At 62.5% G+C, this 14,448-nt stretch carries 13 protein-coding genes; 7 read left to right on the top strand and 6 right to left on the bottom strand.

The genetic code is table 11. The annotated features are described in order from the left end of the window. The first annotated feature begins 130 nt into the window (after positions 1-130). Positions 131-679, top strand: a complete 549-nt coding sequence (locus FJ977_RS04115) for a sugar transferase (RefSeq protein ID WP_140768772.1) — start codon at positions 131-133, stop codon at positions 677-679. Here FJ977_RS04115 and FJ977_RS04110 read toward each other — a convergent pair. Beyond that, complete coding sequence (locus FJ977_RS04110) at positions 658-1,611, bottom strand: NAD-dependent epimerase/dehydratase family protein (RefSeq protein WP_140768770.1); 954 nt, start codon at positions 1,609-1,611, stop codon at positions 658-660. The genes FJ977_RS04115 and FJ977_RS04110 overlap by 22 nt on opposite strands. An 18-nt stretch (positions 1,612-1,629) precedes the next feature. After that, complete coding sequence (locus FJ977_RS04105; RefSeq protein WP_140768768.1) at positions 1,630-2,961, bottom strand: O-antigen ligase; 1,332 nt, start codon at positions 2,959-2,961, stop codon at positions 1,630-1,632. Positions 2,962-3,455: 494 nt separating this feature from the next. On the opposite strand from FJ977_RS04105, the gene cysD reads away from it, so the two are divergent. From cysD to cysQ, 3 genes are read left to right on the top strand one after another with little or no spacing between them, the layout of a single operon-like run. Then, complete coding sequence (gene cysD / locus FJ977_RS04100; RefSeq protein WP_140768766.1) at positions 3,456-4,361, top strand: sulfate adenylyltransferase subunit CysD; 906 nt, start codon at positions 3,456-3,458, stop codon at positions 4,359-4,361. A 2-nt stretch (positions 4,362-4,363) separates the two neighbouring features. Beyond that, positions 4,364-6,301 (top strand): sulfate adenylyltransferase subunit CysN, encoded by a 1,938-nt coding sequence (cysN, locus tag FJ977_RS04095; RefSeq protein WP_181179575.1) that lies wholly within the window; start codon positions 4,364-4,366, stop codon positions 6,299-6,301. 10 nt (positions 6,302-6,311) lie between these two features. Then, positions 6,312-7,103 carry a 3'(2'),5'-bisphosphate nucleotidase CysQ gene (gene cysQ, locus FJ977_RS04090; RefSeq protein ID WP_181179659.1) on the top strand — a complete coding sequence of 264 codons (792 nt, stop codon included), beginning with the start codon at positions 6,312-6,314 and terminating at the stop codon, positions 7,101-7,103. Positions 7,104-7,116: 13 nt separating this feature from the next. On the opposite strand, the gene FJ977_RS04085 is transcribed toward cysQ, so the two are convergent. The 4 genes from FJ977_RS04085 to FJ977_RS04070 all read right to left on the bottom strand — a co-directional run bounded on the left by FJ977_RS04085 (position 7,117) and on the right by FJ977_RS04070 (position 11,116). Further along, positions 7,117-8,259: a DegT/DnrJ/EryC1/StrS aminotransferase family protein gene (locus FJ977_RS04085; protein WP_140768760.1), complete on the bottom strand. Its 1,143-nt coding sequence runs from the start codon at positions 8,257-8,259 to the stop codon at positions 7,117-7,119. Positions 8,260-8,522: 263 nt separating this feature from the next. Next, positions 8,523-9,446: a carbohydrate kinase gene (locus tag FJ977_RS04080; protein ID WP_140768758.1), complete on the bottom strand. Its 924-nt coding sequence runs from the start codon at positions 9,444-9,446 to the stop codon at positions 8,523-8,525. Continuing rightward, positions 9,443-9,889, bottom strand: coding sequence for an RbsD/FucU domain-containing protein (locus FJ977_RS04075; RefSeq protein WP_140768756.1), 447 nt, complete (start codon positions 9,887-9,889; stop codon positions 9,443-9,445). Before FJ977_RS04075 ends, FJ977_RS04080 begins: the two co-directional genes overlap by 4 nt. Further along, on the bottom strand, positions 9,890-11,116 hold the full coding sequence (locus FJ977_RS04070; protein WP_140768754.1) for an ROK family transcriptional regulator: 1,227 nt from the start codon (positions 11,114-11,116) through the stop codon (positions 9,890-9,892). A 229-nt stretch (positions 11,117-11,345) separates the two neighbouring features. Here FJ977_RS04070 and FJ977_RS04065 point away from each other — a divergent pair, with 229 nt between their 5' ends. The 3 genes from FJ977_RS04065 (at position 11,346) to FJ977_RS04055 (ending at position 14,369) form a co-directional block, all read left to right on the top strand. Continuing rightward, positions 11,346-12,362: a sugar ABC transporter substrate-binding protein gene (locus FJ977_RS04065; RefSeq protein WP_027046633.1), complete on the top strand. Its 1,017-nt coding sequence runs from the start codon at positions 11,346-11,348 to the stop codon at positions 12,360-12,362. 160 nt (positions 12,363-12,522) lie between these two features. Further along, complete coding sequence (locus tag FJ977_RS04060) at positions 12,523-13,584, top strand: ABC transporter permease (RefSeq protein ID WP_140768752.1); 1,062 nt, start codon at positions 12,523-12,525, stop codon at positions 13,582-13,584. Then, positions 13,560-14,369 (top strand): ATP-binding cassette domain-containing protein, encoded by an 810-nt coding sequence (locus tag FJ977_RS04055; RefSeq protein WP_246682810.1) that lies wholly within the window; start codon positions 13,560-13,562, stop codon positions 14,367-14,369. Before FJ977_RS04060 ends, FJ977_RS04055 begins: the two co-directional genes overlap by 25 nt. Positions 14,370-14,448: the final 79 nt, after the last annotated feature.

The following is a 14,448-nucleotide window of genomic DNA, read 5'->3' as shown; positions in this document are numbered from 1 at the left end:
TGTACTGAACCTTGAATGGCCGTGCGGTGCGCTTGGTCGAGAGGCGACCACGTGCTAGGTCGACCGGATGACGGCTTCATCAGCGGTGTTGTCCCGCGGGGCTTTTGGCAGGGAGCACGATCGGCCATTCATGAAGGCAGCCAAGAAAATCTTCGATCTTGCCGGCGCGGCCCTGCTGCTGGTGGCCACATCTCCTGTTTTATTGCTCGCCATGCTTGCCGTGCGGGCATCGTCACCCGGTCCAGCAATTTTTTCCCAGACACGGGTCGGTCGCGACGGCGCGTTGTTTCGCTGCCACAAATTGAGGACGATGGTCCAGGGGACGCCGTCCTTGCCCTCGCATGAAGCGCCTGCGAATGCCGTGACTGCCGTCGGAAGGACCTTGCGGAAGTTCAAGCTCGATGAACTGCCACAATTCTGGAATGTCCTGAAGGGCGAGATGAGCCTGGTCGGGCCGCGTCCCTGCCTGCCGACACAGACGGAATTGATCGAGTATCGCAGGCGGCTGGGGGTTTTGACAGCACTTCCAGGCATAACGGGCATGGCCCAGATCAAGGGCATCGACATGTCGAACCCGCGGCTCCTGGCCGAAACGGATGCCACCTATCTCAGGACGGCGTCATTCTGGCTTGATCTTCGTATCCTGTTTGGAACGCTCTATCGCAACGGAGCCGATTGAGCGCTTGCGAGCCGCGCCATCTCGGCCAGCCGTTCCAGCGTGCCGGTTTCCGGCAGCCAGCCTTCGGACACCAGCATGGCAGGGTCGCATACCTGCGTCGCGGTCATATTGTCCCAGAATATCCGCTTGCCCAAGAGGATCGCGGCTGCCCGCAACGGCGCGGCCGGCACGGCCATCAGGCGCGTCGGCCGTCCGAAACCGCTGCGGAAGGCGCGCACAATGTCAGCGATCGAAACCGGCGGCACATCGCTGCCAATGTAGATCGGGCGCAGTGGCCCTGAACGGCTCAGCAGATGCCATATCGCTCCCGCCGCTGATTGTGATGACAGCAGGGAACGGGTTGCCGTCAGGGCACCTGTCGGCAGCGGCAGGGCCGTGTCGGCCAGGCGTATCAGCGTTGCCAGGTTTCCCTTCATGCCGCTTCCGTAGACTGGAGGCAGCCGCAATACGGTGGCGTCGGAACGGCCATGCGACGCATAGGCGTCCAGCACCCTGACTTCGGCTTCACGCTTCGAGCGCCCATAGGCGCATCGCGGATCGGGCATCGTGTCCTCGTTGATCGTTGCGCTGACGCGTGCGCCGATCACTGCACGGATCGAGGAGAGCTGGATAAAGCGTCCGCTTGCCTGCTCGGCGGCGGCCTGCGCCAGCCGCGTACTCAATTCCGCATTGGCCGTCCGGAAATCGGCTTCGGTGGCGTTGCCTTCATCATTGTTCAGGCCCGCGCAATGGACGACATCCGTGACATCCCTGGTAAGCGCCAGGAAGGCGGCGGTCGGCGCGTCGAAACCGGGCATCCGCATGGCGTCACGTCCCGAACCAAGCCTCTCCGGGTGGCGGGACGCGAGGCGAAGCTCGGCGCCTGCCTCGCGGAGCCGGCGCACCACCTGACGGCCGATGAAGCCCGTCGCGCCTGTCACCAGAACTCTCATGGCCTTTGCCCGGAACAACTATTGGATGGCGGACGGAAGCGCCTGCTCTTCCGTCGTTGGCGGAAGGACTTGTTTTTCCGTCGCAAGCGAAAGTGCCTGGCCTTCCGCCAACGGAGCCTGACGCCCGGAGGCAAGATAGGTTCCCGACACCAGGAACACCATCAGCACCGAATCCAGAATGTCATGGCCGATCAGGATGCCCGTCATCCCCGCGGTCAGATAGGTGATCAGAACGATGACGATCATGGTGGCGCCGAACCGCTCGATTGGATCCGTGCTGTTGCGCAGCACCAGGGCGGCATTCCTGGCGGCAACCACGAATATCGCCGCCAGCGTCACGGCGCCCAGTATTCCCGCCTGCACCAGGGCGGTCAGAAAGCCGTTGTGGAAATGACTGAAGCCGGCGTCCATGCCGAACTGATCCTGGAAGCCCTGTTTTATCAAGACCTGGGTGGCACCCACTCCATGTCCGAACAATGGCATCTCATGAAACGCCTTGAGGCCGATATCCCACAGAGCGGCGCGCAATCCCAGGGGGGTCGTGTGGTCGCCATGGGTGGCAAGCGCATCCCAGTCGGAGCGCAGAAAATCGACCCGCCCGGATATGGTCTGGAAGCCGACAGCAGCGACCACGACGCCGACCGCCAGCAACAGCAACAGCAGGCGCACGGCATTTCTTCCTCTCAGTTTCTGCTGGTTGATCAGCAGAACGGCGATGCCGGCGATCAGCAGTGCCAGCCAGATAATGCGTGTTTGGGAGTAGATGATGGCGATCGTCCCACCGAGTGCCGCGCAGACGAGGGCGATCCGGCGTCGCTCGATGCCTGACAAGGCACCGGCCACACAGACCATCACTCCAAGGCACAGGACCTCCGCGAACACGATTGCGTTGCCGGCTCCGCCCTCGGCGCGCTTACCAAGCCAATATTGCTGGAAGACCGCCAGAAACAGCGCCACAAAACAGGCCGCCATGCTGCTCAGCACGATGATGCGCACAAGCGTCGTTTTCCGCGTAATGCTCCAGGTCGAATAGGAGATGGGGAAAAACAGGAAGGTGACGAGCGGTATCAGGTGTGACGCGTCCCGAGTGATCGCGTTGTTGACGATGGAAGCCACGAGATTGGCCGCGCAATAGGCATAGATCGCGACCGTCAGCACCATCATCGCCGGGTCGATGTTGAAGCGTCTTTTCCTGAAGGCGATCAAAAGGATGGACCACAGGCCACCACCATTGAACACGAAGCTGACCGCCGATCCCAGAACCGGGGGAAAAAAGAAGCAAAGAATGGAAAAGTAGATATTGATCCGCGAAGGCGTGAATTGCTGTCTTACAGACGAAAGCCGGTCCAAGTTTCGGGCTCGCTATTCTCGAGTAGCTTTATGCGGCACATCCCGTTTAGTGGAACCGAATGTGCTCGCCTCGAAATCGCCCATGCCTCATGATGCATCTTGCCCGCTTCGAGAGGCTTGTATAGCGGCTGGGCTGATTTTTCGATAGTGCGGCGGGGCTGGTTGTCACCGAAAATCGGCGGCCGGCGCCCGTCGCTTGGGAAAGGGTTCCGGAAGCGTTTGCCGTCACGTTCTCCCGGGCAATATTTTTCCTGCCTTTTCTCGATTGGAGGCCCTGCGAACAGAAATTTCCGGGTTCTGGCGAAAGCATGGAAAATTCATTCTCGAACTGACAGCCGCCAAGCTCGTCTTGCATTGTTCTGCCGTGCGCCGATCTGCTAGAACGCCCGCACGAAAACACTTTGTCCAGAAGCGAAGCTTGAACCGGGCGCAAAAAGCTCGATGATTTGACGCAAGGTCTTCTGTCGCAAGGCACGAGAGAACGCTCACAGTCCATGACCATAGCGCTTACGCACCTGCAGCGGCTTGAAGCCGAGTCCATCCACATATTCCGCGAGGTTGCGGCCGCCTTCACCAAGCCGGTCATGCTCTATTCGGTCGGCAAGGATTCATCCGTGCTGATGCATCTGGCGATGAAGGCGTTCTATCCCGCCAAGCCGCCATTTCCATTTCTTCACGTCGACACCACCTGGAAATTCCGCGAAATGATCGCTTTTCGCGATCAGATGGCGCAAAAACTCGGCTTCGACCTGTTGGTCCATGTCAACGAAGACGGCGTGCGCGACAACATCAATCCGTTCGACCACGGCTCGAACACCCATACCCATGTTATGAAGACCGTGGCGCTGCGCCAGGCGCTCGACAAATACGGTTTCGATGCCGCCTTTGGCGGCGCCCGCCGCGACGAGGAGAAGTCGCGCGCCAAGGAACGTATATTCTCGTTCCGCAACGCCCAGCACGTGTGGGATCCGAAGAACCAGCGCCCCGAAATGTGGAAGATATTCAACACCCGCATCGCATCGGGCGAATCGATCCGCGTCTTCCCGCTGTCGAACTGGACCGAACTCGATATCTGGCAGTACATCCTGCAGGAGAACATCCCGATCGTGCCGCTCTATTTTGCCAAGGAGCGGCCGGTGGTGGAACGCGACGGCATGCTGATCCTAAAGGACGACGATCGCATGAAACTGCGCCCCGGCGAGTCGGTCGAGAACCGGCTGGTGCGGTTCCGCACTTTGGGCTGCTATCCGCTCACCGGCGCCATAGAATCGGATGCCGACACGCTCGAAGCCATCGTTGGCGAGATGCTGACCGCGCGCACCTCTGAACGCCAAGGTCGCCTGATCGACCGTGATGAGGCAGGCTCGATGGAAAAGAAGAAGCGCGAGGGGTATTTCTGACCATGCGTCATATCATGGCAAAAAGCCTTGCTCCCACCGACAGCGTCCGTGATTATCTAGCCGCGCAGGAGAAGAAGTCGCTGCTGCGCTTCCTGACCTGCGGTTCGGTCGACGACGGCAAGTCGACGCTGATCGGACGCTTGTTGTCCGACACCAAGCAGATCTTCGAGGACCAGCTCGCCGCGCTCGAGCGCGATTCGCGCAAGCACGGCACCACCGGCGACGACATCGATTTCGCGCTGCTGGTCGACGGCCTCGAGGCCGAGCGCGAGCAAGGCATCACCATCGACGTCGCCTACCGCTTCTTTGCCACGCCGAAGCGCAAGTTCATCGTCGCCGACACACCCGGCCACGAACAATATACGCGCAACATGGCGACGGGCGCCTCGACCGCCGACCTGGCGATCGTGCTGATCGATGCTCGGCAAGGGGTGCTGCGCCAGACAAGGCGTCATTCGATCATCGCTTCGCTGCTCGGCATTCGCCACATCGTGCTGGCGGTCAACAAGATCGATCTCGTCGATTTCGACCAGGCGGTTTTCGACCGGATCGTCGAAGACTACGGACAATTCTCGCGTGACCTCGGCTTCCAGACCATCGTGCCGATCCCGATGTCGGCCCGCTACGGCGACAATGTCAGCGGCCGCTCCGACAATATGCAATGGTATTCCGGCCCGACGCTGATCGAGCACCTCGAGACAGTTTCGGTCGAAGAGGCTGCTGTCGAGCAGCCATTCCGTTTTCCGGTGCAGTACGTCAACCGACCCAATCTCGACTTCCGCGGCTTTGCCGGCACGATCGCTTCCGGCGCCATTGCGCCAGGCGACGAGGTCGTGGTCGCCAAATCCGGCAAGTCCTCGCATGTCAAACGCATTGTCGCCCATGGCGGCGATCTCAAACAGGCGGTGGCCGGCCAGGCCATCACGCTCGTTCTTGACGATGAGGTCGAGGTCTCCAGGGGCAACATGCTGGTTTCGCCGGCCGCCAGGCCGCAGGTTGCCGATCAGTTCGCCGCCAACATCGTCTGGTTTGACGAGCATGCGCTGCTGCCGGGCCGTTCCTACATCCTGCGCACCGAGACCGACCAGACCAGCGCTACCGTCACCGACCTGAAATACCGCATCAATGTCAACGACTTCGCCCATGAAGCGGCCAAGTCGCTTGAAATGAACGAAGTCGGCATCTGCAACATCTCGACGCGGGCGCCGATCGCCTTCGATCCCTTCGCCGAGAATCGTACCACCGGCGCCTTCATCCTGATCGATCGCATCTCGAACGCCACCGTCGGCGCCGGCATGATCGTGCACTCGCTGCGTCGTGCCGAAAACATCCACTGGCAATCGCTCGATGTCGGCAAGCGCGTGCGCGCCGACATGAAGAACCAGCGGCCCGCCGTGTTCTGGTTCACCGGGCTTTCGGGCTCCGGCAAGTCGACCATCGCCAATCTGTTCGAGAAGAAGCTGTTCGCCACCGGCCGGCACACCTATATCCTGGACGGCGACAATGTCCGTCACGGTCTCAACCGCGATCTCGGATTCACCGATGCCGACCGGGTCGAGAACATCCGCCGCGTGGCCGAAGTGGCCAAGCTGATGGCCGATGCCGGGCTGATCGTCATTGTCTCGTTCATTTCGCCGTTCAGCGCCGAACGGCGCATGGCGCGCGAACTGATGGCCGATGGCGAGTTCATCGAGGTGTTTGTCGATACGCCTTTCGAGGAGTGCGCCAGGCGCGATCCGAAGGGCCTCTATGCCCGGGCGCTGAACGGCGAGATCAAGAACTTCACCGGTGTCGATTCCCCCTACGAGGCGCCGGAAAAACCGGAAATCCATCTCAAGACGCTCGGCAGATCGGCTGAAGAGATGGTAGATGCCCTGGAACACTGGCTGAACGAGCGTGACATTGCCGAAGACCAATATGACAACGGCGGCGGTATCTGACGACAAGTCGATGCTCGACATCTTCGAGCAACTGGCCCTGGCGGCCGGACGCGAGGTCATGCGTGTGTTCCACGCCGGCTGCGCGGTTGACCGTAAATCAGACTCCTCGCCGGTGACCGAGGCGGACCGCGAGAGCGAGAAGATCATTCTCACCGGCCTGCGCGCCGCATTTCCCGAGATTCCCTGCGTGGCCGAGGAGGAGGCGGCGGCCGGTGTCATGCCGACCGATCTTGGCGATGCGTTCTTCCTCGTCGATCCGCTCGATGGTACCAAGGAATTCGTCAATCGCCGCACCGACTTCACAGTCAACATCGCGCTTGTGCGCCATGGTGTGCCGGAAGTCGGTGTCGTCTTCGCGCCTTGCACAGGCCGCTTCTTTTCCGGCCGGCCGGGCAGGGCGGAAGCCCTGGAAATCGACGGCGACTACCAGATCGTCGGCCGCAGGCCGATTTCGGTGAGAACGGCAGCCGCCCCGCTGGCCGTGGTTGCCAGCCGGTCGCACAACACGCCGGAAACCGAAGCCTATATTCGCGAACTCGGCGCCGCCGAGATCGTCTCGGTCGGATCGTCCTTGAAATTCTGTCTTCTGGCGAGTGCCGAGGCAGACGTCTATCCGCGTTTCGGCCGCACCATGGAGTGGGACACCGCCGCGGGCGACGCGGTGTTGCGCGCGGCGGGCGGTACGACACGCACGCTGGACGGCAAGCCCTTGGCCTATGGCAAACGCGACCAGGCCGACGACGAGGATTTCGCCAATCCTCATTTCATCGCCAGCGGCAGGGCAGGGGCAAACCCAGCCTGAGAGCCGCTGCCGATTACTCCGCCGCGGCCTGCGCCGAGTTCGAGCCGATATAGTTGCGGATCGTCTCGATGATCCGGTTCTGGTCGGCTTCACTGAGATAGGGGTGCATCGGCAGGCACAGGATGCGCTTCGGCAGGTCCTCCGAAACGGCAAGGCCGGTCGGCGTGCGCGGGTAGTCGCGATAGGCGACCTGGGCATGCAGCGGCTTGACGTAGTAGATGACGGACGGAATGCCCTTCTCGCCGAGATGCGCCTTCAGACCGTCGCGCTTGGGCGTCTCGATCGCGTATTGGGCCCAGGCGGACCGGCTGCCATCGAGATTGCGGGCAACCGTGACGATGTCGCCGAGCCCTTCGGCATAGCGATTTGCCACCACCTGGCGCGCGACCATCTCGTCTTCGAGGATGGCGAGCTTTTCGATGAGGATCGCCGCCTGCAGCGTGTCGAGCCGCGAATTGATGCCGACGCGAACATTGTCGTACTGGGTCTCGCCCTTGCCGTGGAAGGCAAAGGAACGCAGCTTGTCGGCCAGCGCGTCATCGTTGGTGAACATCGCGCCGCCGTCGCCATAGCAGCCAAGCGGCTTGGCCGGGTAGAAGCTGGTCGAGCCGACATGGCCGAAGGCACCGCACATCTTGCCGTCATGCGATCCGCCCATCGACTGGGCGGCGTCCTCGATCACCAACAGTCCTTCGCGGTCGGCAATGGCCATGATTGCCTCGTAGTCGGCGGCAAGGCCGAACAGGTCGACCGGGATGATCGCCTTCGGCTTTAGCCGGCCTTCCTTCTTGATCATGGTGATCGCCGCCTCGAGACTGGCGATGTCGATGTTGTAGGTTGCGGGATCGACATCGACGAAGACGGGTTCCGCCTTAGCCAACGCCACCACTTCGGCGGTGGCGGCGAAGGTGAAGCTCGGCACGAACACGGCATCGCCCGGGCCGATGCCGGCCGCAAACAGCGGCAGCAGCAGCGCATCGGTGCCGTTGGCGCAGGCCACGACATGCTTGGTGCCGACATAGGCGGCGAGCTTCTTCTCGAATTCCGCGACCTGGGGGCCGAGGATGTAGCGGCCGTCCTCGACAACATGGTCGATCGCGGCTTTCAGCCGGTCGCGGATGCGTTCGCGCTGCGCGCCAAGATCAATGAACTGCATGGTCGGCCTCAAAAACGGTTTTTAACAAGGCGGTTTAGCCAGATAACGGCCCGCTGGTACCAGAGTTGCGCCTGCCGAGAAAGCCGGACGGTCGGGGCCGCAGATTGCCTGGCTGTTGCGGTCTGTTACCACTGCTTCCGGCGAATGCTGGCCAGATGCCGGAAATCCGGGCCTCGTCGGGCGCGATCCGGCCTTTATAGCCCCCGGGATTCGTCCTGCGAAACATAAAGTGATCGACTGGCTCAACTTATGTTGAACGTTGCTCAGGCAATTTCGTGCCGCCACGGTGGATTGGCGCCGGCGCGTGATACGGTCACCGCCGCTGCCTTGGCACCAAGCGCCAGTGCCTTGCGGATCGCGTCTTGCGTGAGGTCGCCGATGGCCGCCTTCGTCAGCAGGCCCTGTTCATGCAGGGAGGCAAGAATGCCGGCATTGAATGTATCACCCGCACCGACCGTGTCGACCACCTCGACCTTTTCCGGCATCACGGTGACGGCGTGGTCCTTGGTGTAACCGACAGCACCTTCGCTGCCATGCGTCACGACGATCAGTTTCGGGCCGCGCTCAAGCCAGTTTCGCACGACGTCCTCGTGCGAACCGGCTTCGCCGAACCAGTTGAGGTCTTCGTCCGACAGTTTCACGATATCGGCCATCGCCATCATCTCCCGGATGCGCCTGAGGTGCTTGGCCTTGTCCGGGATGAAGTTCGGCCGGATGTTGGGATCGAGCATCATGACACGGCTCGCATGCTCGCGCCGCATGAACTCTTCATAGGCACTGCCGGCAGGCTCCGAGATCAGGCTGATGGCGCCGAACAGCATGGCCTCGATCTCGTTTCCAAGCGCCGGCAGGTCATCGATGGTAAGCAGGCGTCCGGCGGTGTTCTCGTCGTAGAAAGTATAGGTCGCCTGGCCGTTGGTGAGCTTCACGAAGGCCAGCGTCGTCGGCCTGGGCGAGGTATGGGCGTAGGTGGAACTGACCTTGCTCGCCCCCAGCGCGTCCCTGAACTGGCCGCCGAAAAGATCCGACGACAGGCCCGAAAAGAAGCCGGCCGGCGCGCCGAGCCGTCCAAGCGCGATCGCCGTGTTGAACACCGCGCCACCGACATAGGGAGCAAAGGCAGGCTCACCTTGCGTCGTGGTGCGCGGCAACATGTCGATCAGGGCTTCGCCGCAGCAAAGGATCATGGCTTCCTGGTCTCCGGCGGATAGATCACGCCCTTGCGGATGATGATGTTGGCGTAAAGCCGCGGCTCGCTTGTCGCGACGATGGCATGCGCCGATTTGACCCGTGCATAGAAGTCGGCGCCGGCCAGCGCAACCACCTTGCGGCCGGGCGCGCGTTTGGCGCAGATCGCCTCTATCTCGTGATGGACCGGATCGGCGCGCGACGGGTCGCCTTTCACGGATGCGCGGAACAACGCTTCCGGCACCGCGTCATCCACCGGCAGGATACTCAGGATCGCGTCGAGCACCGGAATGAGCGGATGACCGTCGGCCCGGATGAGGCGCCTTGCCTGCTCCTCTGCCGGATAATTTCCGTCGACCAGGGCGATCTCGTCGCCATGGCCCATGGCGCGCAATGTCGCCAGAAGGTCCGGACCGAGCAGCGCCGGGATTCCGATCAGCATTCAGGCGCTCCTGGAAATCGTCGTCGAACCGATCAGGAAGCGCTCGGACAGCGGCAGGCTGGCGCCGCCGAGCGCCCGGGCATGGATGCCGACGGTTCCCTCGCGAACGGCGGGCAGTTTCAAGCCTTCGCCGTCGATTGTCGCGATGGCCGCGATAATGGCATTGACCAGCCGACGGCGCACCGCCCGCGGCATCCAGCCGTCGACCACCGCCGCCTCGAAATCGATGACCGAGGACGCCGCGACGATGGCATAGGCAAGCGCCCGTGAGGCGCTGGCGATCCAGTCGTCGAGTTCGGAGCCGATCTCGCCCCAGTCCTCGGGTGACGTCCACAGATGCGAAGCCTCGACGCCGCGGGCATTGAGCGCTTTTTCCAGCATGGCGATCGACGCCACGTCGATCAGCTGGGTCGGCTTGCCGTCCGGTCCCGGCACCGGCATGGAGCCGAGCGCGCCAGCATTGCCGGTCGGGCCGCCGAACAGCCGGCCGTTGAGCACGATGCCGCCGCCGGCGAAGGCGCCGATGTAGAAATAAACGAAATCACGCGCGCCGCCCGCCTGGCCGAAGACGAGTTCCGCGCCGCAGGCCGACGTAGCGTCGTTTTGCAGATAGACCGGAAAATCGCATTGCGCCTGGATATCGCCCCTGATGTCGCGGTGGCGCCATTCGTCCATGACGTCGCGCGGCGCGCCGGCGGTGTCGGCCCAGTTCCACAATTCGAACGGCATGGCGATGCCGAGCCCGGCAATGCGCTTGTCCTGTGCCGGCGTCAGTTCGCCGCGCATCTTTTTCATGCCATCGGTGACGAATTCCACCGTCTCGCGCGGTGCCGGATAGCGATAGGAGTGCTGCAGCATAGAGCGCACATTCCCGAGAAAATCGATCAGCACCAGTTCCGCGCTGCGGCGACCGATCTTGAGGCCGATGAAGAAGGCGCCCTCCGGATTGAGCGCCATCGGTATCGAGGGCTGGCCGATCTTGCCGCGCAGCGGTGCCTGGCGCACGAGCAGGCCTTCTTCCTCCAGCTCGCGCATGATGACCGAAACCGTCTGCGCCGACAGTCCGGTCATGCGCGCGATATCGGATTTCGCCAGGCTGCCATGCTGACGCACCAGCGAGAGCACCAGCCGCTCGTTGTGGTCGCGCATGCCGCTCTGGTTGGTGCCGCGGTGAATCAGGCTCTCATTCGCTTCGGGCGAACCGTGCCTCGCAGTGGCGGTTTCCACCCTGTTCCTCCCGTCGTTTCCCCTCAATGCTTTTGGGCCAGAATGAGTGAAGGACGCAAGGCTGTCAATAATAAATAAGAGTGATTTAATTATTGACAGGACCCTCGGTCTGGTGTCTGTTGAAGAGGCGTCCACGCTGGGAGAAATTCGTTGGATGCGCCGTAGATGCCGGTTGGCCGGCATCCGGAATGGTTCCACTGGGAGGAAGATCGTGACCAATACAAAACTGTTGAAATCGACCGTGTTTGCCGCGGCTGCCCTGGGTCTGATGGCGTTTGCCTCGTCCGCATCCGCGGCCGGTGTCGGCGCTTGCCTGATCACCAAGACCGATACCAACCCCTTCTTCGTCAAGATGAAGGAAGGTGCCACGGCGAAGGCCAAGGAACTCGGCGTCGACCTCAAGACCTATGCCGGCAAGATCGACGGCGACAGTGAGAGCCAGGTGGCGGCGATCGAAAGCTGCATCGCCGACGGCGCCAAGGGTATCCTGATCACCGCCTCCGACACCAAGGGCATCGTGCCGACCGTCAAGAAGGCCCGCGACGCCGGCCTTCTGGTGATCGCGCTCGACACGCCGCTCGACCCGATCGACGCGGCCGACGCGACCTTCGCGACCGACAATCTGGAAGCCGGCAAGCTGATCGGCGCCTGGGCCGCCGCGACGCTCGGCGACAAGGCCAAGGACGCCAAGATCGGCTTCCTCGACCTGACGCCGTCGCAGCCGACGGTGGACGTGCTGCGCGACCAGGGCTTCATGATGGGCTACGGCATCGACGTGAAGGATCCCAACAAGATCGGCGATGAGACCGATCCGCGCATCGTCGGCCACGACGTCACCAACGGCAACGAGGAGGGCGGCCGCAAGGCGATGGAGAACCTTCTGCAGAAGGACAACACCATCAACGTCATCCACACCATCAACGAGCCGGCCGCTGTCGGCGCCTACCAGGCGCTCAAGGCCGTCGGCCTTGAAAAGCAGGTGCTGATCGTCTCCGTCGACGGCGGCTGCCCCGGCGTGAAGTCGGTGACAGAGGGTGTCATCGGCGCGACGTCGCAGCAATACCCGCTGCAGATGGCAGCGCTCGGCATCGAGGCGATCGCCGCCTTCGCCAAGGATGGAACCAAGCCGAAGCCGACCGAAGGCAAGAATTTCTTCGACACCGGCGTCAACCTGGTGACCGACAAGCCGGCCAAGGGCGTGAAGTCCATCGACACCAAGGAAGGCCTCGCCAAGTGCTGGGGCTGATGCCGGTCTGACCGGCAATTACCGAACTCGAGCGGTCGGGGCTTGATCCCCGGCCGCTTCGGGTGGACGATGGCTCGCGTGACCGCGAACAATCCCGGCGATAGACCGGAAAGGCGTGGACGGGCGTCGGCGCGTGGCTGACACCCTACGGGGAGGAAACATGTCTCAAGCTCAGGAATTCGAGAAAGTTCTCTCGAGCAGCGACACCAGCGTTGCTGCGTTCGACGAGCACAAATCGGCAGTCAGGCGCATCCAGCATTTCCTGCATTCGACACCGGCAGCGGTGCCGCTGATCGTACTGGTCCTGTCGATCATGATCTTCGGCATCACCATTGGCGGGCGCTTCTTCTCGTCCTACACGTTGACGCTGATCCTGCAGCAGATTGCCATCGTCGGCATTCTGGGCGCTGCGCAGACGCTGGTCATCCTGACCGCCGGCATCGACCTGTCGATCGGCGTCATCATGGTGATTTCAGCCGTGATCATGGGCAATTGCGCCGTCAGCTACGGCCTGCCGAGCGTACTCGCGGTGGCGATCGGGCTTGCCGCCGGTGCTGCCTGCGGGCTGCTCAACGGGTTGCTGGTGGCCTACATGAAGCTGCCGCCTTTCATCGTGACGCTGGGCACCTGGAACATCGTCATGGCCACGAACTTCATCTATTCGGCCAACGAGACGATCCGTGACACCGACGTCGACACCCAGGCGCCGCTGCTGCATCTGTTCGCCCTGAGCTTCAAGGTCGGAACCGCGGTGCTGACGCTCGGCGTCATCGCCATGGTCGCGCTGGTGCTGCTGCTCTGGTACGTGCTCAACCACACCGCTTGGGGCCGCCATGTCTACGCCGTCGGCGACGACCAGGAGGCGGCCAAGCTGTCGGGCATCCAGACCAAGAAGGTGCTGGTGACGGTCTACACCCTTGCCGGGCTGATCGCCGCTTTCGCCGCCTGGGTCTCCATCGGCCGTAATGGTTCGATCTCGCCGTCGGCGGCAGTCACCGACTACAATCTGCAGGCGATCACCGCGACGGTGATCGGCGGTATCTCCCTCTTCGGCGGGCGCGGCTCGATCCTGGGCACGCTGTTCGGCGCCATGATCGTCGGCGTCGTCTCAATGGGACTCAACATGCTGGGCGCCGATCCGCAATGGAAAGTGCTGCTCACCGGTGTGTTGATCATCGGCGCCGTGGCGGTCGACCAATGGATCAGAAAGGTTTCGGCATAGTCATGACCCAGGAACCCATTCTCACCGCGCGTGGCTTGGTCAAGCGCTATGGCCGCGTCACCGCCCTCGACAATGCCGACTTCGACCTCTACCCCGGCGAAATTCTCGCCGTCATCGGCGACAACGGTGCCGGCAAGTCATCGCTCATCAAGGCGATTTCAGGCGCCGTCGTGCCAGACGAAGGCGAGATACGGCTTGAAGGCAAAGCCGTTGCCTTCAAGTCGCCAATGGAAGCCCGCGAAGCCGGCATCGAAACCGTCTACCAGAACCTGGCCCTATCGCCGGCACTGTCGATCGCCGACAACATGTTCCTCGGCCGCGAGATCCGCAAACCCGGCTTTCTTGGCCAATGGCTGCGCATGCTCGATCGTCCGGCGATGGAAAAGCGTGCCCGCGACAAGCTGACAGAACTCGGCCTGATGACCATCCAGAACATCGGCCAGGCGGTGGAGACGCTCTCGGGCGGCCAGCGCCAGGGTGTCGCGGTGGCGCGCGCCGCCGCCTTCGGCAGCCGCGTTGTGATCATGGACGAACCGACGGCCGCCCTTGGCGTCAAGGAGAGCCGCCGCGTGCTCGAACTGATCCTCGACGTCAAGAAGCGCGGCCTGCCCATCGTGCTGATCTCGCACAACATGCCGCATGTCTTCGAGGTGGCGGACCGTGTCCACATCCACCGCCTCGGCCGTCGTCTCGCAGTCATCGATCCCAAGCAGTATACGATGTCCGATGCGGTCGCCTTCATGACCGGCGCGAAGGCGCCTCCGGAGGCCGCGCTGGCCGCCTGACCGCCAAATTGCCGCAGGGTAAGTTGGCGGACCTTCATCTAAATCGATTGAATATATGCTGCAATGCGGTAACATGGGC

Origin of the sequence: Mesorhizobium sp. B2-1-3A, from assembly GCF_006442655.1 — a bacterium.
In the GTDB taxonomy this organism is placed as follows: domain Bacteria; phylum Pseudomonadota; class Alphaproteobacteria; order Rhizobiales; family Rhizobiaceae; genus Mesorhizobium.
This window is presented reverse-complemented; position numbering and strand designations above follow the sequence as displayed.